The sequence below is a fragment of the Legionella sp. PC1000 genome (assembly GCF_014109805.1).
Classification (GTDB): Bacteria; Pseudomonadota; Gammaproteobacteria; order Legionellales; family Legionellaceae; genus Legionella; species Legionella resiliens.
In genome coordinates this window covers 2,157,863-2,182,640 of sequence record NZ_CP059400.1, presented here as the reverse complement: position 1 = coordinate 2,182,640, position 24,778 = coordinate 2,157,863, and the positions used below count along the sequence as shown (strand labels likewise).

Here is a 24,778-nt window from a genome sequence, read left to right as displayed (position 1 = left end):
AAAATCAAAAACTGAATGATAGCTCAATTTTAAGAAAATTCCATGAGTTCTTATGAAATTAGGTTCATAACTTTTAGATTACCCTCAAATGAAGCTGTCCTGTATGCTCTTGGGTTTCATTAAAAGATAAAGAAGGATCAATTAATTTGGCACCAGTTTGAAAAAGTATGTTCTCTTCAAATTTTTTGGGCTCTGTATTAAAAGGATCTGGAGTTAACAAAGAAGCCACAGCGGGGACTAATAATGCAATGCCAATTGGAAGCAAAATGGCGCCTATCAACGGATTAAACGCAAACGCGGCAAAAGACGCCAAAATGAGTGCTGCTCCTAAAATAGCACCAGCAAGTGATATCTTATGCCGAACAGGCTCTTCGATTACCTCGCTAATTCCTACAGGATAATATTTTTGATTATGATAACTGCTTATATAAAAAACTGTATGATTTGGGTGAGATAAACATGAGTATAAGGTTTGGGCAAAGCGATTATATTGTTCTAATATCAGTTGTTGTTCACCAAGATCTGAATTTTCCTTAAGTGCTAATTCAAAGTCCTCGATGCGAAGCCGAAGCATCTCAAGAAAAAAAGATTTTTTTTCTTTCCCTATGTCAGCCAATAAATCTTTAGCCTCTTGGATTTTATTTAAGACTGATTTGTGAGTATATTTTTTAGGAAAAAAAGGCATGAAAATTGCTCTTAAAATTTACGTGGAAGCAGCTTAGCATCATTGATAAGAGTAAAGAATAGACCTCTTATGTAGCTTTACACTTAGGTAAAGTATATTAACAAAAATTTAATTGTTTTAGCATAAACTTCTCAATTGGTACGGATATTGCTTTTTTAAGTAAGTAAAATTAAGGAGAATGGGAATGACCGACTTGAGTAAAGCAATATCAAATCCATCGGGTGTTATTGACCTTTTCCCTAATACCCTAGACGGCGAAATTTTGACGAATTCTATAGAAAAATCACAAAATGAGGTACAAAATGTTTTGCCATCTATTGAACTCAAAGATCCGAATGCTTTTGTTTCTTTATTAACTCATGTCGTGGCTAAGAAGGCTAATCCTCAAGAAGAAAAACAGAATTCAACTCAAATCCTAGATGAAAATCAAAAAATTAGCGAAGACCCCATTAAGCCAACAATTGGTTTCGAATTTGAAGCCTTAAAAGAAAAAAGTGAAGAACTATCAACAAACGAGATGGAAAATAATGTTGCCGTCTCTTGGATTAATTCTCAATATTATCAGCACGAAGTTAAAATAAATCAGATAAACAGCGAGCAAGAATGCAATTTGACAGATGTGGTCAATAGAAATGTAACCTTGGAACAAAATGAAGAAAAAACAGTATCTAAGAAGTCGCAATTCAACGAAACCCAGGTGCAAGCTAATGAAGATCAGAGTGTTTTAGAAAGTATTTTGGCTCGAAATGAGCAACAGCCTGAACCTGAAATCAAAGATAAAAATAATTTGCTGCATGATGCAGCATATGTTCACAATCCTGACACGCAACACATTATAAAAAACACATCACTAAATCCTCTCGAAACCGTTAAAAATAATAAAAAATATCCGAGCAGTACTTCATCGCCTACAAAGGATATACAATCAAAAGAATTATTTGTACCCCAACTCAGATCTTCAGAAAATAAAGGAGGAGAAAAAGAGGCAAGTCCAACTTTTTTATTTCAACCTCTGCCTATTGAAATAGAGAATCAAAAAGAAAATGCATCAACTTTTCTCGTACCTGCTACCATAAGTGAAAATACCGACTGGGGAAAAGAGCTGCCAATGGATAATCCATTGAATAGTATATTGACTCATGAAATGTACAGAAATGTACCCAATCATACGCCTAATTTAGGCACAGCACCTAAAACCCTGGAGATACCAATAGAAATAAATCGACCTGAATGGTCAAAACAATTTTCAGATCATATTATCTGGCTTGGTCAACACGAGGTTAAAAGTGCAATAATTAAGATAAATCCTGAGGATTTAGGACCATTGGAAATCAGTATTAAGGTGATAAATGACTCAGCTTCAGTAAATATAACGACCAACACCCATCAAATACGAGATATCATTGATCAATCGCTGCCAAAATTACAGGCGATGATGGCGGAACAAGGTTTAAATTTATCTGAAGTACACATTGACTCTGGTGACAGCGCACACCAAAGTCCCCAAAAAAATAGTGGTTCTCAGGAAGAAGCAGCCCTTGCATTAGAAAACGAAACGGGCATAACACCCTTAAAAAATAAGAAAGCGCCTAAAGGCTTGGTTGATTATTTTGCCTGAGCTCAGCATGGAGAAATCCTAGGAACTTTTTTTACGTACTTCGCTTTATATCTGGTATCCAGAATTATCTTCAGCTGTTTTAAGAATCTTTCCTACATTGTACTCTGTAATAGATACGGCGTATGAGGCGCGGCACTTGGATATGTTATAGAATTTACTATTTAGCGACAAATTCTTTTACACTTAATGGCGCGACCACTCCAACGATCAATGAGACAGCTGCTGCGGCAGCCATATCCTATATACCTCCAGCCTGTCCAATAAGCTTTTTTGTAGTGACGATGATAGTAGTAGGGAGGTGATCCATAATAATAGCCTGAATGATATCCAATAAAATAGGCAAGTTGCTGGCCCGGAGATTGTGATGATTCTGAATTGGCTTTAGCTGGGCCACTGTATAAAAAACCTATAAGCAGTACCGAAGATAGAATAATAAGTGGAAGAATTTTATAGCTTCGAATGCTAATTTTTTCCATGATGCAACCCCATATTATGTTGTTACATTAAGAATTATAGATTATAAATAATTTTTCTGAGCAATTTGGATGGGATTTATGAAGGATAAAATTATTTTAATTACCGGATGTTCTAGTGGAATTGGCTTCGATGCTGTTTTTTCTTTAAAGGAAAGAGGACATCGAGTCATTGGATCATGTAGAAAAATAGAGGACGTCCAAAAACTATTAGCTAAGGGAATAGAAGCAGTCCAACTGGATGTTTCTGATTCATCTTCCATTCAAAATGCGTTTGCAGAAGTATTGGCTAAAACAGAAGGACGGCTGGATGTTTTAATTAATAACGCAGGGTATGGTCAAGCTGGGGCATTGGAAGATATCTCTCGGGATGTATTGCGTGCTCAATTTGAAACGAATGTTTTTGGGTTGGTTGAGCTCACTAATCTGGTTATACCGGTCATGCGTAAGCAAGGATATGGCCGTATTATCAATCTAAGTTCTATTTTGGGTGTTATCAGTATGCCTTTTCGGGGTGCTTATAATGCATCAAAGTATGCAGTAGAAGGTGTAAGTGATACGCTAAGACTTGAATTGAAATCATCAGGTATTAATGTCATCACTATAGAACCAGGCCCTATAGAAAGTCGTTTTCGAGATAATTGTGTTGATAATTCTTTAAATAACATTGACATGCAAAATAGCTATTTCAGCATGCAGTATGAGCGGATGCTCAAAACCTTTAAGCAGAAAAAAACTGACTCTATTTTTACTCGAAAAGCGGATGCAGTAACTCAGAAATTGATTCATGCAATCGAATCTCAAAGACCTAAAGCCAAGTATCCTATTACTTTTCCAGCTCATTTCATGCTCTTTTTAAAATGGATTTTAAGTACAAAAATGCTGGATAAGTTTTTTTTACTGGTTTCAAAAAAGGAATTATCATAATCCATTTTTAGCTTTTTATAGAATAATTACAGTGAAATCAATATCTTATTCTTTTATATCAATAAAATTAGTCAATTGAAATGAAATTCAATGTATTCTAGTATGTCGCAGAAAGTTTAATTTTATGGCTTTTTTTGCAAAAATAATTGCATTATAGGGAGTGAGTAGTATGTTTTCACGAATTGTTTCATCAGGTTGGTCATCGATTAATGCTTTATTTTCTTCAGAAACCCGTTCTGAAACCAGTAGGGAAGAAAAATCGAACTATCAATATGCACTAAATGCTGATGAAAAGAAACAATTAAGGCATTCAGAAGAGAAACCAAAAATTGTCGCTCTATATGATAAAAATGATGGTGCTGCTAACGCTGACCTAGCGATTCAGCATTTTAAAAATGATGGGCTAGAAGTTATCCGAGTTTCTCCAGATGAGGGATTAAATCATCCTACTTTTGCAAATACTTCTATTGACGGTATTTACTTACCCGGGGGGTCAGATATCGATATCGACAATGATCATGATCCGCGTAAGAAGTTTGAGGGCCAACTGACACAGCTAGCACGTACCCAGGATATTCCACTTATTGGAGTATGTCGCGGAGAACAAGCTATTGGGTATCATAATGGTTTAGAGGTAAGGGATTTGGCAGACTATGAGAAGCATTATACTCATTCTAGTGCTAATAACACGGCCAATCCGGATTTAAATAATACTGTTGTCGTTGAAAAAGGTAGCCAATTGTATGCCGCGTTACAAAATGAATTTAAGGATGAGGGTAAAGATGGGCCTTTGGAGTATTCTGTTACTTGCCTTCATCATCAACATACACCAGATAATTCAAGCAATAGTAAAGTACAAGTAACAGGACGTAATAAATTTGATAACACCATCGAGAGCGTTGAAATAAAAACAGGAAAGTATTATTCATTTGGTGTACAACATCACCCAGAAGTCGTTATAAGTTCTTTTGAGGATACAAGAAAAGAGAAAATTAGCAAAGCTGAAAAAGAGGCTGAAGAGGCACGATTGACCGCAAATTTTTTTGATCCAGATATCGCTGCCTATTTGGAATACAAAAACGCTCAAAAAATAGGGGCAGCTTATGTAAAATCAAGAGATGAAAGAGCCGCTAGGGCAGAAATGGGCTTTTTTACCAATCAAGCCAAGAAACATTTTCTTGAGCAAGAATCGCAACAGAAAGAAAAACAGTCAAGTGATGTAGATGTAAGAGAGCATCATATTATATTTGATCTTTGAGGTTAAATATTACGCAAGATCTCTCAGATGCCAAGGATGGCTATGAGCGCATGCAGAGATATGGGTAAATCCATATTTATAATTACTAATCTCTTAGTAAGGTTTCTATAAAAAGTATTTTCAAAGTACTTACTCTATATCAGTAACCACTTATATTAATCAAGTCGAAGCGTCACACTCTACGTAAAGGTTTGAAAATTTCTCGAAGATAACTTTTAACTTAAGTTTCACATTCTTAATACCCATTTAAAATACAATGCTGAACAATAATATGCATAATTTATATGCATATAATAAATATTATAGGTTCAATTAATATTACATTAAGGCTGCCAGATTACAATTTGAACACTGAGTGATAATTTTATTCATTGTGTCAATTAAAAATTAAGGTATGCCATCATGTTTCAGAAATTTACAGACTATTTGTTCAATTCCAACAATACAAAAAGTAATACGAGTGACGAGAAACCAAAATTTGAATATGCTTTAAAGAAGGATGAAAAAAAACAATTAAAGAGTTCAGAAGAAAAGCCAAAAATTATCGCACTTTATGATAAATCGGGCGGTACTACTTATTGTGACCTTACAATTAATTACTTAGAAAGTAAAGGGATTGAAGTCACCCCAGTTACCCCCGAAGAAGGATTAAACCATCCCGCTTTTAATGGCAAGTTTAATGGCATTTATTTACCAGGAGGACCAAATATTCCTGTAGATGATCCTAGTGATCCGCGTAAGAAATTTGAGGGCCAACTTACGGAATTAGCTCATACCCAAGATATACCTCTTTTGGGCATATGTCGGGGAGAACAAACGATTGGACATCATCATGGTCATCCAGTAAAAGATATACCAGAGACTACTGATCAGCATGAAGTACATTACGAGTATTTTGATACGGTTTATAGGGAAACTCAAGATCCTACCTATAATAGTAAAGTAGTCGTTGGTAAAGGAAGCCAATTATATAATGCGTTACATCATAAACTTAACTATAAGGAAGGAAGTGGTGGTATAGAATATAACGTTACTTGTCTTCATCATCAACATGTAGAAGAACATCCGGAAAATAGCGATCTTCAAGTTTCAGGGCGTGGTAAATTTGATAGTTTGATTGAGAGTGTTGAAAAAAGGACGGGGAAATATTATACCATAGGCTTACAACACCATCCTGAAGCAGTCATAAGTTCTTGCGCAGAGACACGAAAAGAAAAAATTAGTCGAATAAAAAGCGAAGCAGAAGAGGCACGATTTAATGCGAATTTTTTTGACCCGGATGTAGCCATTCATACTGAACTAACCTACTCTCAAAGAGTAAGGGAAGCTCATATAAAATCAAATGATGAAAAAGCAGCACGAGCGGAGTTGGGCTTTTTTTCAACCCAAGTCAGACAACATCATCTTGAAAGATTAGTAAAAAAAGAAGACACGGAAAATACAAGAGATAGTTATTTCTTGTCTGACCCTTGGGGTTATTAATTTTCAATTTATGGCATATCTCCTGCACCAAGGAAGGTTAGCATGGGGATCGTACATAAACCTGTTCCGATGTGAATCTTTAAAAAAAAGATTCACATTTTTGCTCATAATACACCATCCGTTTCAAAAGCTTCCCTGGCACGTATAGCCGGTCTAATACTTAAAGCCCAAGCATACAACAGTAATTTTCAGGTTATCCTGACTTTTTAGAATTGGATTTTTAACTAGTAAAGGCAGATAAATTTTCCTAAAAAGTACTGTAATTCTTCATGTATTAAGGTTTTCTGGCTTTATTGGATGCGATAAAGAATACATGAAAAGGGTAACTTTTTTTTTTTAAAAGAAGAAAAAACCAAATTTCTTTGCTAATATCTAAATGGGTTAAAAAATCATTAACTATCAAGGAAGTAAAATTATGAAAAAATCAACAATAGCTGTAGCTGCTCTATTAACTGTATTAGCAGCTCCTGTAGCATCCGTTGCTTATGCAGATGATGCATCTACTACATCAAGTTCTTGTAATGGTTGTAAAGGCTGTAAAGGCTGTAAAGGATGTAAAGGATGCAAGGGCTGTGCTGGTTGCAAAGGCTGCAAAGGCTGTGCTGGTTGCAAAGGCTGTGCTGGTTGCTCTGGCAACTAATCTGTAGCTTTAATCCTACAAAGAGGTAGTTTTTACTACCTCTTCTTTTTTGCTTTTCTTTATTAAGTAAAAGACATGATGACGCATTCAGAATTTAAATTACCACAATTGAGCAATTGGCATAAGAAGATTTATTTGAATTATGCCCAACAAGTTTTAGAATCCCAGCAGTTGATAATGACACATAAAGGGAAAAGCATCCTTCATTACACTTTAAAAAAGAAACGACGTTTTGAACGAATGAGCCATTATCCTCACGGGGATCGCATTGATCATAAAACCGGTGCTCAATATTTTTATCATTGTCATCGAGAAAATTATGAAAGTACAGAGCATGGTCATTTCCATTGTTTTTTGCGTTATAAATATATACCTAAATCCATTAAACCAGCGCCTTTAGCAGATTGGGATAAATATATTGATAACCCTATGACTCATTTAATCGCTATTGGAATGAATCAACTAGGACAACCCATACGCTTATTTACAGTCAATCGCTGGGTAACTTCTGAAATTTGGTATAACTCAGAACATAGTGCCCGTTTACTTAAGCGTTATAAAATGACTTTGAATGATGATCCTTATTGGCAAGTGCTTGATCGATGGGTTGAGGGGATTATTCATTTATTTAAGCCGCAGATTTTATGGCTACACCAGGAGCGGGATAAAAAAATCATCCAGCATCAAACAGATAATAGTGCCATTGAAAACCCCTATATGGATTATGATCTTGAAGAGTTGTCAGAAATTTCAATTGATTTGAAACAGCAAATTGAATGGGTTATTAGTTAATTAGGGTGCGCTCTTGTTATTTTGAAGATTAACCCCATCCATTTCGAATTAAGCAATTTGAAAACGGGTAGGGTTTTTATTTAAAATAAAGTACTTGGATCCGAGTTAAATTCCATATACAAATCACATATAAGATTAATTTAAATGTAGGTACTGATGATTACTCAGTATAAAAATCAAAATAATTAATCTGTACTATAATTTACATGCAAAATAAATAATTCTTGGAGTATTTGCATGCCTTCCCACACTAAAAACAGGACTCAAGAAGATATTGATTCCATACATCAATATTATATGGAAATTATCAATTCAATGCCCAATATTGTTTATTGGGTGGATACTGAATGCAATCTTAAAGGATGTAATAACAATTTCATCAAATTATTAGGGGTAAATACACACAGCGATTTAAAAGGCACTCCTTATCAGCAAATGGAACGTTTTGTTCATTGGAATAAGGAACGAATCGAAGAATTGAAATTAGATGATATGAAAGTAATTTTTTCGGGCGTCCCTCAAAATAATGTAACAGAAAAACCGATTGAGGACAGCTCAGGTAAGACCTTTTACTTTCTCTCATCTCGCATACCGATGCACGATCGTAATAACAAAATAATTGGTTTGATCGTTATTTTAAACGATATAACTTTAAATAAGGAACTTGAAATCCATCTTGATGTTTTACAACAAAACAATGATAGGATTAAGCATTCATTGAAAAAAGAGGGATATTTACCGACAGTCCTCATGGTAGAAGACAATATCATTGCGCAAAATGTTGAGAAGGCTCTATTAACCGCGTTACATTGCCAAGTCGATATAGCAGATTCCGCTGATAGTGCCATAAAATTATTTCATCCAGGAAAATATGATTTAGTTTTGATGGATATTGGATTGGAAGACTCTTCAGGTTATGTAGTTGCAAAGAAGTTGCGTCAAAAAGAAAAAAATACGCAACATCATGTTCCTATTATTGCTTTAACTGGTTTTGAGGCTGATGTAGTAAAATACGATTGTCAGCATTACTTTATGGAAGGGGCGATTAGTAAACCATTAACCTGTGAACAAGCAGAACAAATCATCAAACACTACGTATATCATATGGATGTTCCAGTACGTGGTTTGAAGACGACCTAGTATCCTGATATGATCTTTGTTTTTTAAAGAAGATTCTATGAGAAGTAATTCAGCTGAGACCAGCCGTATATTATCTTTAGATGTTTTTCGTGGATTGACCATGGCATTAATGGTTTTGGTCAACAGCTTGGGGACCCGCACTTCCTACCCTATATTGACGCATGCTGAATGGAATGGTTGTACTTTAGCGGATTTAGTTTTCCCGTCATTTTTATTCATAGTAGGAATCACTACCGTCATTAGTTTGAAACGACATGTAAAAGAAGAGAGCAAAACATTATTATATCGAAGTATTTGCACTCGTACCTTTCTTTTATTTTTCTTTGGAATGTTTCTCAATATGTTCCCAGTTCATTTTGATTTATCAACAGTACGGATTTATGGCATTCTACAACGTATCGCTGTGTGTTATTTTATCTGTGCTCTTCTCTATCTTCATACATCAGTTAAAACACAAATTTTTATTTTCCTGGGTATTCTTATAGGCTATTGGTATTTTCTGACTCAGATTCCAATTCCTGCCCCTGGCGTTGATCAATTAAGCATAATAAGAAATTGGCCTGGGTATGTGGATCAGATGTTGCTTACTCCCACACGTTTATTATCGAAAACATTTGACCCTGAAGGTTTATTAAGTACTCTACCAGCGATTGCTACTACTCTATTTGGACTTTTAGTCGGACATTTTTTGCTGACATCAATCAGTAAGCAAAAGAAAAGTATCATCATGATTTTAACAGGAATATTATCTCTCTTATTAGCATGGATATGGAATTATAATTTTCCAATTAATAAAAATTTATGGACAAGCACCTTTGTCTTATGGAGTGGTGGTTTTTCACTTATTGTTTTTGGCTTGTGCTTTTTTGTTATTGACGTATTAGGTTATAAAAAATGGTCATTGCCATTTAAGATTTTTGGCATGAATGCATTATTTATTTTCATTTTCCACGTCATTTTACTGAAAATTCAATCCCTTTTTGTTGTTCCTTTGCCGAATGGATCACAAGATGTCTTGCGAGTTGCAATTGCAGAATATTTGTTTGGAGGGTTTAGTCCACAAAACACGGGACTATTTTATTCATTACTTTTCCTTTTCTTAAATTTTTTAGTGGCTGCATTTTTATACCGACGAAAAATATTTATTAAAATTTAAATGTAAACAGACCCTAATAATCTGTACTCAGAGGCATGATCCGGTCTTTGTCCAGGCTTACATATTGTTCATCTTTCCTGAGTTAGCTATAATGCTAGGTTAGATTAAACTATCTGAAGTTAATGGAGTCGTTTTCGATGCCAATTTATGAATATCAATGTACAAGTTGCAATCATCATTTTGATTTAATGCAAAAAATCAGTGATGAGCCTGTAACGCAGTGCCCCGTATGTTATCAAAATACTGTAGTTAAGCTTATTTCTGCGGCTGGTTTTCAACTTAAAGGTAGCGGTTGGTATGCTACCGATTTTAAAAATAAAAACAGCAAATCCCAGGAAGCAGCCAAAAATGATGATTCTGCCTCAGCGGAAAAAACAAAAGACACCTCATCTTCTAAAACTACCGAAGATGGTGATACCAAGTGAAAACGATGTCATTAAGAAGCTACTTACTCGCTGGATTGGTGGTATGGTTACCCATACTTATAACCATAGGCGTACTACGCTTTATTATTGACTTACTCGACAATACTGTGGCTTTAATCCCCAAAGCATATCAACCTGAACAACTCATTGGGCATTATATTCCAGGCATTGGAGTAATCTTATCACTTATCATTTTACTCGTTACCGGCGTAATTGCTACCAATTATTTGGGGCAACGCTTAGTAGGGTGGGGAGAATCTGTTCTGAGCAGAATTCCTCTTGTTCGCTCAATTTATAAAACAGTAAAACAAGTAATTAATGCGGTATTATCTACAAATAGTGAGGCTTTCCGTAAGGTAGTTTTAATAGAGTATCCTCGTAAAGGATTATGGACTATCGCTTTTCAAACAGGTACAGCAAATACTGCAATAAATAATAAAACAAAAGAGGAAATGATATCGGTATTCATACCTACTACTCCTAACCCCACATCAGGTTTTCTTATAATGCTTCCTAGAAATGATGTTATTGAGTTAGATATGAGTATTGATGAGGCACTAAAATTTATAATTTCTTTAGGAGTAATGCCGCCACCTTCAGAGGCAGCATTAGCAAACAATCTGTAAAATTAAATAGGCGGTTTTTATATGCGTACACACTACTGTTTGGGTGTAGATGAGTCAAGTTTAGGCAAAGAGGTTACTGTATGTGGTTGGGTACATCATCGTCGCGATCATGGTGGTGTCATATTTCTTGATATTCGTGATAGTTCTGGATTATTACAAGTAGTATATGAACCTGAAAATAAAACATCTTTTTCAGATGCGGAAAAATTACGCTCTGAGTTTGTTGTGCGAATTACCGGGGTTGTTCGTAAAAGACCTGATGGAATGATTAATGAAGCCATGACTACGGGTAAAGTTGAAGTAGTCGGTTCCAAATTGGAAATTCTTAATCAATCACCTACACCTCCATTCTTACCTGACGATTTCCAAGTCGTAAATGAAGACCTACGCTATAAGTATCGTTATATCGATTTACGGCGGCCTTCTATGAAACATAAATTAGTCGTAAGGCATCAGTTGAATAGTTGTATTCGCAGTTATCTCAATCAGCATAACTTTCTTGATATTGAAACACCAATGCTTACAAAGGCAACTCCAGAGGGAGCTCGCGATTACTTGGTTCCTTCTAGAGTTCATCCAGGATCATTTTATGCTTTACCTCAATCCCCACAGCTTTTTAAACAACTATTAATGATTTCGGGCTTTGACAAGTATTATCAAATTGTTCGTTGTTTTCGTGATGAAGATTTACGTGCTGATAGGCAGCCTGAATTCACACAACTTGATATTGAAATGGCTTTTATTGATGAAGAAAACATTTTAAATCTTATTGAAGGCCTGTTAAAAATAGTCTTTAAGCAAATTCTTAATGTGGATTTACCTGAAAAGTTACATAGAATGCCTTATGCCGAAGCAATACGACGATTTGGTAGTGATAAGCCTGATTTACGTAATCCTTTAGAGTTGATTGATGTAGCAGACCTTGTTAAAGAATGTGATTTTAAAGTATTTTCTACTGCTGCCAATGATTCAGAATCCAGAGTGGTCGCCTTGCGACTGCCTGATGGTTGTGATCTCAGCAGAAAAGATTTGGATGATTACGGTCGTTTTGTAGGTATTTATGGTGCTAAGGGTCTTGCCTACATTAAGGTAAATAATCTTGATGAGGGAATGACTGGGTTACAATCACCTATTTTAAAGTTTCTCTCTACAGAAGCAGTAGAAGCAATTCTACACCGTACAAAAGCTCAAACAGGGGATGTAATTTTCTTTGGCTCAGATAAAAATCATATCGTTAACGAATCTATGGGTGCCCTAAGAATAAAATTGGGACATGATAGAAAACTACTCAAAGAGGGCTGGGAATTATTATGGATTGTTGATTGGCCGATGTTTGAAAGGGATTATGAGACCAACAAATTAAATCCAATGCATCATCCATTTACTTCGCCTAAGGATCTATCACCAGAAAACCTACGTGCTAATCCAACACACACATTGGCGAAAGCTTATGATATAGTGATTAATGGTTATGAAATCGGTGGAGGCTCCATCCGTATTCACCAATCTGATTTACAGAAAGCAGTTTTTGAGTTACTCGGAATTAATGAGCAAGAGGCTCAAGAAAAGTTTGGCTTTTTGTTGGATGCCTTACAATATGGAGCACCGCCACATGGAGGTATTGCCCTGGGTATCGATCGTTTAGCTATGCTACTTACGGATTCAACATCAATTAGAGATGTTATTGCTTTTCCTAAAACTCAAACAGCATCGTGCCTTTTAACGAGTGCGCCATCGCCTACGGGTAACGCACAACTAACCGAATTGGGAATAAGACTTGCTCCAACTACTCAGACTAAATAACATATTAAAGCTTGGTAGACATTTTGCTAACCTGGTAAAAAAATCGATTATACCTGCGATGTCAAGGATTTGCTCTCCGGTTGGTACTAGAGCCAATTTGGAAGAGGATCGTTGTATTCGCAGCAGGAGTGGTGCCTTCTTAGGGAAAGGAAGCGTATTTGCTGTAAATCGAAAATATTGGGCATTTTTATTTTTGCTCTTTTGCTCTTCCTTTGCCACAGCTGCTCATGTTTCTGCTCCTCCTGTAAGAAAGCAGGCTACGTTTACTGAATACTTAACTCAAGAAAAAGCACATTTAACAACCGCCATTCAGGATGCAAAACAGCCAATACTGCTTAAAAGTGAGAAAGAGTTCAGTGCTAAAATGAAACAAGTATCAGCGATACTTTCAATGTCGAGTGTTAAAATTGCAAGTTTGGAAAGCTTTCTCGATCATCAATATAAAGAGCAAAACAGTTTAAATCAACGTTTAAAGCTGCTTCAGCAGATGCCTATCGTCAAGGAAAATACAACCATCCCTGAGCGAGTAAAAAAAGTAGAAAATTTGCTGGCTATTAACAAACAAACGACTGAACTCGTAATTGAAAATCTGAAGCTTGCCAAGGAATTTCAAGCCACTATCAATGATGAAATAAAGCATTTGGAGTTGTGGCATTCAAATTTTGTACTTGAACAAAAACTCGTACACATTAGATCATTAAAAGAGCAGCTCAATAAACGCTTAAATCTCCTTTATGAAAGCAATGGTACGGTTCAACCAATTAAAAAGTCAAAGTCATTAACACCACTTACAGTAGCAGATCATGAAGCGATGCTGTTGATTAACAATCAAAATATTGCGGCAATTCAAAACCATTTGAACGCTTTAAATATACAAAGAACCGTGGTCAAAGCCGATATTATTTATCTTAAAAATCCAGATACAAAAAATTTACAGCTCATTACAGACATTTATAAAGATGCATTAAATCAATATGTTAAGGTTGAAAAAAACATTGGGCAAATTGGGAATTTTCTTACTAATGAAGCCAAACTTGTTGTAGCGCCAAGTTTAAAGAGAGAAATAAGTTCTTTACAAAAAACATTGGCACAACAACTTAAAGAATCGAGCATCCAAAAACAACTTCTGGTCAAAAGTTTGTCTGATTATCAAGCCCAGCTCAAAAAGTTGATGTCCTCTCGACAAACCCTTGCTGATTACAGTATAAGCAGTTGGCCAATTATTCTGAAGAAAATAGCGGCCATTCCAAGTCTGTTTTATAAATACATAAAGACGTTAAGCTTAAAGGTTTATGACAGTTATTTGTGGCTAAGTCCTTTATCCATGGTAATTTTATGGGGTGGTTTTGCTTTTATTGCGATTTTTTTCTTTATGATAAGTCGTATATTAAAGATACTGCGACGGGAAAAAGAGCGATCACGTTTAACAGGGTACCTATATGATGGAGCGCTTGTTTTAATTCAAAGAAACCTACCTTATTTTTGTATTGCGACTATGTTGTGGGCACTGCTGTACATAACTCATATTTCTTTTTCTAATTATCAATTATTCTTTAAATTAATCGCTGTTTGGTTTACTTTTAGAGTTTTAATCTTAATAGGGCGCTTGGTATTACTAGAACGTATCTCTGACTCATCGGGTAAGGACGTCAAACTTTATTACCGACTAAAATGGCTATTGCTATTCGGTGGATGGACTACTGCTTTAATGACTATAGGCCATTTACTCCCTTTATCGATACTACTTCAAGATATATTTAATCGCTTATTTATGCTCTTTATTCTCACAGTCTCTTTGGTGGCATGGAAAAGTAAAGATGTTATTCCTTATCTTCTGGGTCCCATGTTAAAGAGCCAAAAAGGGTATGTCAAAAACGCTATATACTTGTTGGTTATTCTAGTTCCTACAACATTGTTTACGACAGCAGTAATTGGGTTATTAGGGTTTATTAGTTTGGCATGGAGTATGAGCCAATATCAGGCTTATGTACTACTTGTACTTGTAGGATATATTTTTGCTCGAGGTTTATTGTTCGATGCACTGGAATTATTTTCTGAATTGATGATTTCTTCATTACGTAATGGGTGGTTATGGATAGAAGTTTTTTTAAAACCATTAGATAAAATTTTAAGAATCCTGCTACTCCTGGCAAGCATTCATGTTCTTTTCCAATTGTTCGGTTGGTATTCCGATTCATTAGTGATGGTCAACTTAGGTAAATTTGCACAATATACTGTTGTAAATATCCCAGGGATCCACATTACTGTTACCAGTACCATCGAGTTTTTTATTCTGCTTGCTGTTTTTGTTTGGGCTTCTAAATGGACGAGGGAGTTTTGTTATCGCTGGGTATTTAAAAATGCTAAAGATGTAGGCATACGTAATAGCCTTTCCGTTTTTAGTCAATATGCAATTGTTCTTTTAGGTGGTTTTGTTTCTCTTCATATACTTGGATTTGATTTTAGCGGTATGTCAATGATTATTGGAGGACTTGCCGTAGGTATGGGATTTGGTTTGCGTGATTTTGCCAGCAATATTGTAGGTGGGCTGATGCTGCTTGTTGAAAGACCCGTGCGTGAAGGCGATTTAGTGACCATTGGTGAACACGAAGGACGAGTTGCTCATATTGGCATCCGTTCCATGAGAGTTTCTTCCTGGGACAATATGGAAGTGCTGATTCCCAATGCGGAAACATTTAATAAACCATTTACTAACTGGACACATCAGGACGGTATTGTTAGAACAGTTGTTCCTATCAAAGTGAGTCGCTCTGATGATGCGGTTATGGTGCAGCAACTCATACAGGATATTTTGGCTACAACTCCAGAAATCGTTGCAGATCCACCTGCTCAAGTTTTCCTTAAGAAGATTGATGAAGCGTTACTTGAGTTTGAGGCTCGATATTTCATTAACGTCCAAGTACATACTCGTTTTGAGGTACGGTCTAAGGTATTGTTTGCTATTATGGCTCAGTTTAAAGCAGCAAATATTAAGCCTCCAATTGAACCACTTGCCATTGAAATTAAAGAGGGACAAGGTGATTTCACTGTTAAAAAACAGACCACCACCGAAAACTGAAGCTGAATTGCTCGAGCGCTGTACCCGTATTGCAGGCCTTAGTTTTGCACAATTAGGTTTGAGCTTGGGGTTGCTTATTCCCACTCAGCCGAACCAACGAAAAGGGTGGGTTGGTCAAGCAATTGAATTAGCCTTAGGCACTGATGCCCAGAATAAGTCATTACCTGATTTCCAAGGCTTAGGTGTAGAACTAAAAACACTTCCGCTAAATAAGTCGGGTAAACCCGCCGAATCAACATTTATTACCTCTATTCCATTGCTTACAATTCATCAGCAGCAATGGAAGTCATCGCAGTGTTATGCCAAATTAAAACGAATTTTATGGGTTCCTGTTGAAGGGGATACTGATATTTCTTATCTGCAAAGAAGAGTTGGACAAGGATTTTTATGGTCGCCTAATGCAGAACAGGAGTGTATTTTGGAAGCTGATTGGAACCATTTATCCTTTCAAATCAGTACTGGTCATCTTGAAACGCTTAATGCGCAAGCAGGCGAATATTTACAGGTTAGACCTAAGGCAGCAAGTGGAAAATCATTATGTTACGGGTATGATAACCATGGCAATAAAATTAAAACATTACCTCGAGGATTCTATTTAAGAAGTAGTTTTACTGCAACAATTTTATCGTGCTCTATGTAACAAAAGTGCACGTTGCGTGCTGAATTTCAGAATTAAGAAAAATGCAAATTGACTCTTATCAAACCTCAGTTGGTACATCATTCTAAAGAGTTGAACTTTGTTCCCTTTTAAAATTGCCCTAGTGGCGCATTTGTCAAACTCCAACTCTGTAATTTAAATCCTACCTCGGACTAGCGGGTGCAGGGCTTACCGTTTCAGTTACTGGGGTAATTTTGTGTGGTAAATATTCGTCTTTACTATGTCCAAGCCCTAATTGACCGTTTTTATTTTGACCAAAAGCATAGGCGATTCGTTGTGTAGAAAGACACAGTGTGTGGTAGTCACCGGCGACGATCTTGATAATTTTATCTGGCAATGAACTAATTGGCATTGGAATATTCGTTTCCTTACACTCCAAACCAAGCTGCCCTCGTTCACAATTACCAAAACCAAACACTTGGCCATTATCCGTTAGACATACGGTATGGGCATCACCTGTGGCAACCATAACTATTTTATAGTGTGCCAAGTGAGAAATTTGCGTTGGTCTCTCTGGATCTTCAAAATTACCTAAACCAAGTTTGCCAGTAGAGTTTTCTCCACAACTGTACATTATTCCTGTTTGGATAAGAAAAATTGTATGATTAAAACCAAGGGCAATATCAGTGATTATTTCCTTCCCAAATGCCTCAATAGGCAGGGGGGTATATTGACTCCGTGCAGTGGTTTTTGTCCCCAATTGTCCAAACTCGTTCCAGCCAAACCCGTAGATTTCATTATGGTCACTAATGCAAAAAGAGTGATCACCTCCAGCAAAAATAGACATAATTTTTTTGTCCGCAAGTTCTTGGATTAATTCAGGAGTACTCGCATTTTCTAGAAAGTTACCTAATCCTAATTGCCCATGACGATTATTTCCAAAGCTATATACTTTACCGTTTTTAGTTCGTAATAAAAAATGATCACAACCCGCGCATATATCTGCTACATCTTTTATAGAAAGTTTTTCCAAAACAAGTTTCGCAAATCCGAAACACCAACTTGAACTCGCTTCATTTGAGCGAGCGATGTAGACATCGCCAGAAGCTGTAAGAAACAGAGTTTCTAGGTTTGAGCAAGCAATTTTAATTGGCTTTAATGGTTGAGGGCTAGTAGGCCAGAAATTGAATATAAATTGCCGACTGTATTGTAATGTAAGTGCCTGAGGAGTGTTCACTTCCAATTGTTCCCTCCAAGGGATGAAACCACATCCGAACCATCTTCCAGATGAAAAATAGAAACTTGAATCAGGTCCAGCACTAATATCTGTTGTTAATGAATAGTCTGAATAGCGCTTTTGGTTGTCATGATAAGCTTGACTAAGATTCTTTATTGAACGCTCGCGGTGATTAAGTTCAACAGAGAGTGCTGCACTGCTGCGAAGGGCTATTGCTATGAATTTAGTCGCAGTATCGTAGTCAAGATAATTAAAAGCAAGATAAATTAATATCTCCAAAGGGAGTTTAAGTAAAATATGTGTATTTTGTTCTGAGACTAAATGAGAGCGGGGCATTTATATTATTCTAATCAAAAATTAAAAAGTGCGAAATATTATCATAGTGGATTATGGGGAATCAATTAAACCCGAGATAGGATATCTCATCGGGGTAACAGTTATTGAAAATTCGGTCCGCATTTGCGCTGCTTCTTAGAAAACCCGGATTACCTCGCAGTACCCGGGTAACATAGGAAATAGCAATTATTCAGATTTGGAATGTCCTAAACTAAGGACGGAGGGTAACATCTCTCGTATTTGCTCGACGGGTTGTTTTACTTTTGCCATTAAAAGCTCTCGGAAATGAACGTCTGTTGCAAAATAACGAATTGCTCCTTCCACGCCCTTATACACTCCAACATCAAGCTCTCGTCGCTCGACGCTAGCCTTTAGATCCTGAAGACGATTGAGATCAACATCGGATTTAGGCGATGAGAAGAGAGAATAAGCATAGGAGAAACCACTCCAAATAGAGCTTTTAGTTTCTTCTGCTGCAGTTATTTTTTTCCATACCAATATAAACTCAGTTGTACATAAGGGAGCCATTAATTTAATCATACGTTGAATATTGGGATTAGAGAGTATTGCTGTATTATCTGTTGCCCCATCATATTCTGGTTGATTTTTTTTCAAGCACCAGTTGTAAATAACTTTCATTTCATCAAGTTGGTTATGGAAATCTGCAAGACTGAAATTTTGAAGAATATAGCCTGCAGCCCCACAATAAAGAAACATACTTAGAAAGTAATTGGCAAACTCAGGAATTGGCAAAAGAAATCCTGCAAGCCAGGTGCCACCCCAAGCTGTTAAACCAGTACTCATTCCTTGAAAAAGATACATTAGATTTGCATTGTACTCGAAATCATTAATATATTTTTTAAGTGCAGCTTGTTGTTCCTCATCATTTAAGTTAAATGGCTTGGAAGTTAATGTTTTTAAAGCATCAGCTCGGTCTTTTTTTGCTCTTTCAACTGCGGTCATTCCATCAACAGTAAGTTTGCCCACGATACTCTCCTTGAAATAATTACAATAAAAACCCTATTCATCCTACCTGAAAAAACAGGATTTATGCTATTGCTTTTTATAAAAAATATATTTACCGCAAATAATCTATGCGATATTGTTTATGAATCATAAGTATCAATATATTATTGTAATGTTCCTATGAATTTTCAGCTTTTGAATTGTGTATTTTATTAAGAAAAATACACTAAAAATAAAAACAGGTAATACGTTTAAACCTATGGGAATTATTTTTATTTGACAAATCAACTGATTATAACTAATCTTTGAATTGTGCAATGCAACATAAGGAGATGCGAATGAAACCCGAATTTTTTGAGCCAAAAATGTTTAACAATTTAGAGGGGCCAATGCAAAAACTAATGGAACTCAATGTTAAAATGATGCAAAACTTATCCTTAATGAAGCCAATGGATTTATTAAGCTTGAAGAAACCAGAAGATATTTTTGAACGAAATATGGAGCTATTTATCCAAAATAGTAATATGACTCTGAATTATATGAGAGAAACGTTCAATATCCTTGAGCATCATTGGTTCAATGTACCTCGAAATATGGATCAAAGCACTAAAAAAGCAATGAACGAAGCTTCATCTGCCATGAAAAAAAGTATAAAAAAAGCAACTACTACGGCTAAGACTGCTGCAAAAAAGGCTGCATCTACTGCTAAAAAAGCATCACCTGCTGCTAAAAAAGCATCACCTGCTGCTAAAAAAGCATCACCTGTTGCTAAAAAAGCGTCACCTGCTGCTAAAAAAGCGTCACCTGCTGCTAAAAAAGCGTCACCTGCTGCTAAAAAAGCGTCACCTGCTGCTAAAAAAGCAAGCCTTAAAAAGAGTTCTAAAGCAGCCGCACCAGGCAAAACATCTGCTGCTTCAAAGGGAAAAGCAGAGGTTAAAAGTGCTCCAGCAAAACCAACTATGATGCACTCTAACGTACCCACCAATCAGAATGCTCCAAAACCGAGTATGACTACTGATAGCGGTATGCCTAAAACGGGTGGTATGTCTGAAAAAAGCGGTGCTATCAAAGACCTCGGCATTCAAAATATGAATAAAAATAATCCGATGTCAAACGAATTCCGCAAATAGCAATTGAATCTTCTAAAGCCTCCTTCCCTGGGGGCTTTAAAATTATCAAAACCACATTCAATACTGAGGTATTGACATATTAATCAACTTACAGAATATTCTATTGGCTATTCCTCTCTATTAAAACGGATAACTAAGGAATTAGAAACGCAGGATCCCAAATTATCAGAAGAGGTTAAAGAAGGACTTAGAAATAAATTTAAAGCCGAAGCTAAAGGTGTCACTCGTAGTTCAGCTTATACTAGTTATAGAGCAGGGCCTGGACCTTTCAGGGTTGAGAAATTTGAAAAAAGACTGGAAAAAATTTACAGGGGCTGATGCAAATATATTTCAAAAAGCTGCAAAAAAATTCACGCAATTCTTTAAAGATGATAATACATCAATAGGCCCCCCTTAGATTAAATGAGCTTGTACAGGCAACCTCCAAAATTACTTCTTAAGTTCAGTGCTTGTGACTTTACAATAAAGACGTGACTATTTTACAAGAAAGTTGATCGCCGGCTTTGTTGAAAGCCCACATCTCCCTTGGGTTTGGATTTCATCTTTAAAATATTTAATAAAAAATGTTTTTGTCAGTTTGGGATTTTTTATATTTTTCCTGATAAATTCTATTTCAAAACCACATTTTTTATAAAAATCAGGAGATTGGAATGCACTGGTTACCAAATTTATATTGTTAAAACCTCTTCCTTGAAATTGCTCTTCAAGTGCATGCAGCAGCATTCTCCCATACCCTTTATTACGATGGTGTTGATGCACCCACATATCATCAATATAAATCTCGGCAAATGCAGTAAATGCATTCAGCACACCATATATCTCTTGATTTTTCCCTCTTAAAACAAGACAGAAAGGTTTATAATTCACATCAATTCCATGAGTGGTCTCATAAGCCACAAGATCCTCTCTCATTATTTCTTCTACATCATGAGGGAGAGAATCATAAAACTCTATCATGGTATTTCGATTCTTTTGCATGGGTTAACTCATTATTTACGATACTATGTTTGGATTAAAATTTGGTAACATAGTGTGTAGTTCTTTTGCCAGGGAGTATAGCAGCAAGTCATTTCCTTGAGCAGCCCCCAATTGTATTGATACCGGAAGTTGATTATGCATCATAACAGGAAGCGTCATTGCGGGTAGGCCCGCTTGATTAAATACCGAAGTAAATGGAGAAAACTCTACGTTTTTTTGTAAATAGCTCTCGAATGCATCATCAGTTCTTAATTCATTTATAAATAAAGGCAGTTGAGCTAAAGCTGGGGTTAATATTACATCATTTTGAGTGAGCAAGTGATGTAATGGCTGAGTAAGTTGGTATAACCTGCTTTTTGCAATGAGATATTCATATGAAGTAAGGGCTTGTCCACGTTGATAAAATTCCCAGGTAACTGGTTCGAGCTCTTCAGGGGTTGCTCTCCTTCCTAATTGAATTTCTTGAAACTTAATCACAGTATATGTATTTGCTGCAATAAGAGTAATTACACAATCACCAATCGCATTAAGATCCAGCGCTAAGTATTTCTTCTGAATTGTATGGCCTGCTTTTTTAAAGAGCTCTTCAACTTTGCTTACTGCTTCAAGGCAAGGTATTGCAACAGGTACCGATGCGAACATTCCCTCTAAGTAAAGAATATTCAATGATCTTTTATCAGCGGGAAGAGGACGCACACGGAATTGATCCGCTAATTGAGTAAATAATACTTCTGAATCTCTAAGAGAGCGTGTTAAGACAAAGTTTACAGCTAAACCAGACCATAATTCATTAGTCAAAGGGCCTGTTGGCGTTAAACCCGCGCTCGGTTTAAATCCTAATAATCCGCAACACGCAGCAGGGATTCGAATAGAACCACCCCCATCGCTTGCTGTGGCAACAGGGGCAATACCTGCTGCAACTGCAGCTGCTGAACCACCAGAAGAGCCTCCAGAGGTTCTATTGGGGTCATAAGGATTACGGCAGGGGCCCAATAAAACAGATTCTGTAACATAAGAGAGACCCAGTTCTGGCGTATTTGTTTTTGCAATAGGTATAAAACCTAATGAAAGCATTTTATTCATGAAATCACTGGTAAACGGGGCAATATTCCTAGCAAAAAAACGAGAGCCTTCTGTACTGCGTATTCCTGTAATGGAATGTCCCAAATCTTTAATTAATAAAGGAACGCCATAATAGGGCTCGTTGCCACTAAGTTTTGCGAGACATTTTTTTGCGAAATCAGAGCAATCAGTAACAATTGCATTGAGGGCAGGGTTGACTTCCTGTATTCGTAAAAGAGCACAATTCATGGCTTCATCAGGGCTTATTTCACCTGTTTTGATTCTTTTTGCCAGCTCAATCCCGTCACACTGAAGATATTCGTTTAATAACATTAAGTACCTGCTTCATTGAAAATCCAGGAACAAAAAAAATTGCTCCTGGATTGAAATCAGACAACTCTTATTCTTCATGACATTTTTTAAATTTTTCTGCCATTCTTTCTTTCACTTTGTTCATTTTATTTTGTAGCTCTGTTTTTTGTTCTGGCTTAAGGACTGCATATATTTGATTTTTTGCTGCTACCTTAGCTTTAATCATATCACCAATCAGTTTTGTTTTTTTATCAATTAAACCGTCAACTGTGGATTGATCCATAGATGCGGATTCAGCTTGTTGATTGATTTGTTTACTTAAATCCTTCATTTGCTCTGCATTATTTTTCATTGTTGTTTTAAGTTGTTCTAAGATGGGTTCTATTTTAGATTTTTGGCTTTCATCAAGTTTGAGCGACTCAACCATGCTTTTCAGTCCTTCTCTACATTCACCGGAATGAGCTAAGACTAGTGGACTGAGCGCTATAGTAATTGCAAATGCAGCAGTCTGTACCATTTTTTTATACATGATGTTTCCCTTCATAGTGTTAAATCATAATTTAGTATAGATGTTCTATATGATTTTTGGGAAAATATTTTTATAACAAATGAGATTGATACACTTTCGGGAGTTAAAAGAAACAGACAAAAAAGCTTCTGATTTTTGCCTGCTTTCTTTCACTTAAAACATTTAGGAATAGATATCGGTATTTCAGTCTCTACGTTTCTACAGCGTCTAAACTCACATTATCAACAGCATATGAATGCGCCCCTGTTCCAGCAAATCTGCCTTTGTCGACAATAAGATAAACATCACGAATAGGGCGTCCTTCTAACCAACACTCCAAAATTTCACGCGTCCCCGCAGCATACCGCGCTTGTGCAGATAGAGAACTTCCAGAAACATGTGGGGTCATACCATGATGAGGCATTGTTCGCCATGGATGGTCTTTTGGGGCGGGTTGTGGAAACCATACATCCCCTGCATAGCCAGCAAGTTGACCATTTTCACATGCTTTCACCACTGCTTCGCGATCACATATTTTCCCTCGAGCAGTGTTGATTAAATAAGATCCTCGCTTCATTTTATTAATCAAGTGTTCATCAAATAAATTTTCAGTTTCTGGAGTTAAAGGGCAATTTATAGTAACTACATCACACGTTTGTACCAGTGATTCAACATGATGATGGAAAACAAGACCTAATTCTTTTTCGGTTTTTTCAGGTAAGCGATGGCGATCTGTATAATGCAACTTCACATCAAAAGGTTTTAAACGTTTCATCACTGCCAAGCCAATTCGTCCACATGCAATAGAACCTACTGTCATTCCCTCCAGATCGTAGGAGCGTACAACGCAGTCAGCAATATTCCATCCTTTTTGAATAACCCATTGATTAGACGGCAGATAATTACGTACCAGAGAAAGGATCATCATGACCACATGCTCCGCGACACTGATACTGTTTGAATAGGTTACTTCAGCTACTGTAATGTTATTTTCTTTTGCTGCTTGCAAGTCCACATGATCAGAACCAATACCTGCGGTAATTACCAATTTTAATTTTTTTGCTTTAGCAATTCGTTCAGAGGTTAAATATGCTGGCCAAAAGGGTTGAGAAATAACAACATCAGCATCAAGTAATTCTTTTTCAAAAACTGAATTTGGACCTTCCTTATCTGAGGTCACCACAAATTGATGTCCCTGTGCCTCAAGAAACTGACGTAATCCCAACTCACCAGATACGGAACCAAGTAAAGCACCTGGTTTAAAATCAAGAGTTCTAGGTGTAGGTGTATTTTGTCCATCAGGGTAGTGTTCTATTTTGGGAAGCGAATCCCGTGCATAGTATTTTGGATACCCATTAATTGGATCAGCATAGAGAACACAAAGAATTTTAGCCATACATTTTTCCTTAAATAAAATGGTTAAATTGAGTTTCAACGTTCAAGTCTCTAGCACGTGCAAGCGATACAAATGATAGAAACACTAAATTTAGCCTTGAAGGTCCTAATCAATACTAATCTTCGGCTTAAGATAATGAATTTATTCTGTT

Annotated in this window: 22 protein-coding genes; 14 read left to right on the top strand and 8 right to left on the bottom strand. The window is 36.4% G+C overall.

From position 1 onward, the window contains the following. Positions 1–73 precede the first annotated feature (73 nt). Positions 74–685 carry a hypothetical protein gene (locus FOLKNPGA_RS09575; protein ID WP_182349704.1) on the bottom strand — a complete coding sequence of 204 codons (612 nt, stop codon included), beginning with the start codon at positions 683–685 and terminating at the stop codon, positions 74–76. Between the two features lie 184 nt (positions 686–869). Here FOLKNPGA_RS09575 and FOLKNPGA_RS09570 point away from each other — a divergent pair, with 184 nt between their 5' ends. Further along, positions 870–2,303, top strand: a complete 1,434-nt coding sequence (locus FOLKNPGA_RS09570) for a flagellar hook-length control protein FliK (RefSeq protein WP_182349703.1) — start codon at positions 870–872, stop codon at positions 2,301–2,303. Positions 2,304–2,464: 161 nt separating this feature from the next. On the opposite strand, the gene FOLKNPGA_RS09565 is transcribed toward FOLKNPGA_RS09570, so the two are convergent. Next, entirely contained in the window at positions 2,465–2,779 is a 315-nt protein-coding gene (locus FOLKNPGA_RS09565) for a hypothetical protein (protein ID WP_182349702.1), read from the bottom strand. Positions 2,780–2,857: 78 nt separating this feature from the next. Between FOLKNPGA_RS09565 and FOLKNPGA_RS09560 the strand changes: the two genes are divergently transcribed. From FOLKNPGA_RS09560 to mutH, 12 genes are all read left to right on the top strand, one after another. Beyond that, positions 2,858–3,703 (top strand): SDR family NAD(P)-dependent oxidoreductase, encoded by an 846-nt coding sequence (locus FOLKNPGA_RS09560; protein ID WP_182349701.1) that lies wholly within the window; start codon positions 2,858–2,860, stop codon positions 3,701–3,703. Positions 3,704–3,872: 169 nt separating this feature from the next. After that, on the top strand, positions 3,873–4,961 hold the full coding sequence (locus tag FOLKNPGA_RS09555) for a gamma-glutamyl-gamma-aminobutyrate hydrolase family protein (protein WP_182349700.1): 1,089 nt from the start codon (positions 3,873–3,875) through the stop codon (positions 4,959–4,961). Positions 4,962–5,363: 402 nt separating this feature from the next. Beyond that, a complete protein-coding gene (locus FOLKNPGA_RS09550; RefSeq protein WP_182349699.1) occupies positions 5,364–6,443 on the top strand; it encodes a gamma-glutamyl-gamma-aminobutyrate hydrolase family protein in 1,080 nt (359 codons plus the stop codon). Between the two features lie 415 nt (positions 6,444–6,858). Further along, positions 6,859–7,083 (top strand): hypothetical protein, encoded by a 225-nt coding sequence (locus FOLKNPGA_RS18940; RefSeq protein ID WP_232891008.1) that lies wholly within the window; start codon positions 6,859–6,861, stop codon positions 7,081–7,083. Between the two features lie 75 nt (positions 7,084–7,158). Then, entirely contained in the window at positions 7,159–7,875 is a 717-nt protein-coding gene (locus tag FOLKNPGA_RS09540) for a hypothetical protein (RefSeq protein ID WP_182349697.1), read from the top strand. A 237-nt stretch (positions 7,876–8,112) separates the two neighbouring features. Next, complete coding sequence (locus tag FOLKNPGA_RS09535; RefSeq protein ID WP_182349696.1) at positions 8,113–9,015, top strand: response regulator; 903 nt, start codon at positions 8,113–8,115, stop codon at positions 9,013–9,015. Positions 9,016–9,052: 37 nt separating this feature from the next. Next, a complete protein-coding gene (locus FOLKNPGA_RS09530; protein ID WP_182349695.1) occupies positions 9,053–10,171 on the top strand; it encodes an acyltransferase family protein in 1,119 nt (372 codons plus the stop codon). A gap of 137 nt (positions 10,172–10,308) precedes the next feature. Then, positions 10,309–10,596: an FmdB family zinc ribbon protein gene (locus tag FOLKNPGA_RS09525; RefSeq protein ID WP_182349694.1), complete on the top strand. Its 288-nt coding sequence runs from the start codon at positions 10,309–10,311 to the stop codon at positions 10,594–10,596. Beyond that, positions 10,593–11,222, top strand: a complete 630-nt coding sequence (locus tag FOLKNPGA_RS09520) for a DUF502 domain-containing protein (protein WP_182349693.1) — start codon at positions 10,593–10,595, stop codon at positions 11,220–11,222. The genes FOLKNPGA_RS09525 and FOLKNPGA_RS09520 overlap by 4 nt, the downstream gene beginning before the upstream one ends. Before the next feature lie 21 nt (positions 11,223–11,243). Then, entirely contained in the window at positions 11,244–13,025 is a 1,782-nt protein-coding gene (aspS, locus tag FOLKNPGA_RS09515; RefSeq protein WP_182349692.1) for an aspartate--tRNA ligase, read from the top strand. Beyond that, positions 13,000–16,104 (top strand): mechanosensitive ion channel domain-containing protein, encoded by a 3,105-nt coding sequence (locus FOLKNPGA_RS09510; RefSeq protein WP_182349691.1) that lies wholly within the window; start codon positions 13,000–13,002, stop codon positions 16,102–16,104. The genes aspS and FOLKNPGA_RS09510 overlap by 26 nt, the downstream gene beginning before the upstream one ends. Then, complete coding sequence (gene mutH / locus FOLKNPGA_RS09505) at positions 16,064–16,744, top strand: DNA mismatch repair endonuclease MutH (protein ID WP_182349690.1); 681 nt, start codon at positions 16,064–16,066, stop codon at positions 16,742–16,744. The genes FOLKNPGA_RS09510 and mutH overlap by 41 nt, the downstream gene beginning before the upstream one ends. A 160-nt stretch (positions 16,745–16,904) precedes the next feature. Here mutH and FOLKNPGA_RS09500 read toward each other — a convergent pair whose 3' ends face one another. Further along, a complete protein-coding gene (locus FOLKNPGA_RS09500) occupies positions 16,905–18,275 on the bottom strand; it encodes a hypothetical protein (RefSeq protein WP_182349689.1) in 1,371 nt (456 codons plus the stop codon). Positions 18,276–18,461: 186 nt separating this feature from the next. Next, positions 18,462–19,262, bottom strand: a complete 801-nt coding sequence (locus FOLKNPGA_RS09495; RefSeq protein ID WP_182349688.1) for a hypothetical protein — start codon at positions 19,260–19,262, stop codon at positions 18,462–18,464. Between the two features lie 317 nt (positions 19,263–19,579). On the opposite strand from FOLKNPGA_RS09495, the gene FOLKNPGA_RS09490 reads away from it, so the two are divergent. Continuing rightward, positions 19,580–20,371: a hypothetical protein gene (locus FOLKNPGA_RS09490; RefSeq protein ID WP_182349687.1), complete on the top strand. Its 792-nt coding sequence runs from the start codon at positions 19,580–19,582 to the stop codon at positions 20,369–20,371. Between the two features lie 474 nt (positions 20,372–20,845). Here the strand turns inward: FOLKNPGA_RS09490 and FOLKNPGA_RS09485 are convergent, their stop codons facing one another. The 4 genes from FOLKNPGA_RS09485 to FOLKNPGA_RS09470 form a co-directional block, all read right to left on the bottom strand. Next, positions 20,846–21,349, bottom strand: a complete 504-nt coding sequence (locus FOLKNPGA_RS09485; protein WP_182349686.1) for an N-acetyltransferase — start codon at positions 21,347–21,349, stop codon at positions 20,846–20,848. 15 nt (positions 21,350–21,364) lie between these two features. Beyond that, complete coding sequence (locus tag FOLKNPGA_RS09480) at positions 21,365–22,744, bottom strand: amidase (protein ID WP_182349685.1); 1,380 nt, start codon at positions 22,742–22,744, stop codon at positions 21,365–21,367. Between the two features lie 67 nt (positions 22,745–22,811). Beyond that, positions 22,812–23,252 (bottom strand): Spy/CpxP family protein refolding chaperone, encoded by a 441-nt coding sequence (locus FOLKNPGA_RS09475; protein ID WP_182349684.1) that lies wholly within the window; start codon positions 23,250–23,252, stop codon positions 22,812–22,814. A 190-nt stretch (positions 23,253–23,442) separates the two neighbouring features. Continuing rightward, complete coding sequence (locus FOLKNPGA_RS09470; RefSeq protein WP_182349683.1) at positions 23,443–24,627, bottom strand: NAD-dependent formate dehydrogenase; 1,185 nt, start codon at positions 24,625–24,627, stop codon at positions 23,443–23,445. Positions 24,628–24,778 lie beyond the last annotated feature (151 nt).

Bases quoted from the DNA above. Each gene is read 5' to 3' on its own strand.
- FOLKNPGA_RS09575 (WP_182349704.1), bottom strand. From the start codon at position 685: ATGCCTTTTTTTCCTAAAAAATATACTCACAAATCAGTCTTAAATAAA.
- FOLKNPGA_RS09570 (WP_182349703.1), top strand. From the start codon at position 870: ATGACCGACTTGAGTAAAGCAATATCAAATCCATCGGGTGTTATTGAC.
- FOLKNPGA_RS09565 (WP_182349702.1), bottom strand. From the start codon at position 2,779: ATGGAAAAAATTAGCATTCGAAGCTATAAAATTCTTCCACTTATTATT.
- FOLKNPGA_RS09560 (WP_182349701.1), top strand. From the start codon at position 2,858: ATGAAGGATAAAATTATTTTAATTACCGGATGTTCTAGTGGAATTGGC.
- FOLKNPGA_RS09555 (WP_182349700.1), top strand. From the start codon at position 3,873: ATGTTTTCACGAATTGTTTCATCAGGTTGGTCATCGATTAATGCTTTA.
- FOLKNPGA_RS09550 (WP_182349699.1), top strand. From the start codon at position 5,364: ATGTTTCAGAAATTTACAGACTATTTGTTCAATTCCAACAATACAAAA.
- FOLKNPGA_RS18940 (WP_232891008.1), top strand. From the start codon at position 6,859: ATGAAAAAATCAACAATAGCTGTAGCTGCTCTATTAACTGTATTAGCA.
- FOLKNPGA_RS09540 (WP_182349697.1), top strand. From the start codon at position 7,159: ATGATGACGCATTCAGAATTTAAATTACCACAATTGAGCAATTGGCAT.
- FOLKNPGA_RS09535 (WP_182349696.1), top strand. From the start codon at position 8,113: ATGCCTTCCCACACTAAAAACAGGACTCAAGAAGATATTGATTCCATA.
- FOLKNPGA_RS09530 (WP_182349695.1), top strand. From the start codon at position 9,053: ATGAGAAGTAATTCAGCTGAGACCAGCCGTATATTATCTTTAGATGTT.
- FOLKNPGA_RS09525 (WP_182349694.1), top strand. From the start codon at position 10,309: ATGCCAATTTATGAATATCAATGTACAAGTTGCAATCATCATTTTGAT.
- aspS (WP_182349692.1), top strand. From the start codon at position 11,244: ATGCGTACACACTACTGTTTGGGTGTAGATGAGTCAAGTTTAGGCAAA.
- FOLKNPGA_RS09500 (WP_182349689.1), bottom strand. From the start codon at position 18,275: ATGCCCCGCTCTCATTTAGTCTCAGAACAAAATACACATATTTTACTT.
- FOLKNPGA_RS09490 (WP_182349687.1), top strand. From the start codon at position 19,580: ATGAAACCCGAATTTTTTGAGCCAAAAATGTTTAACAATTTAGAGGGG.
- FOLKNPGA_RS09485 (WP_182349686.1), bottom strand. From the start codon at position 21,349: ATGCAAAAGAATCGAAATACCATGATAGAGTTTTATGATTCTCTCCCT.
- FOLKNPGA_RS09480 (WP_182349685.1), bottom strand. From the start codon at position 22,744: ATGTTATTAAACGAATATCTTCAGTGTGACGGGATTGAGCTGGCAAAA.
- FOLKNPGA_RS09475 (WP_182349684.1), bottom strand. From the start codon at position 23,252: ATGTATAAAAAAATGGTACAGACTGCTGCATTTGCAATTACTATAGCG.
- FOLKNPGA_RS09470 (WP_182349683.1), bottom strand. From the start codon at position 24,627: ATGGCTAAAATTCTTTGTGTTCTCTATGCTGATCCAATTAATGGGTAT.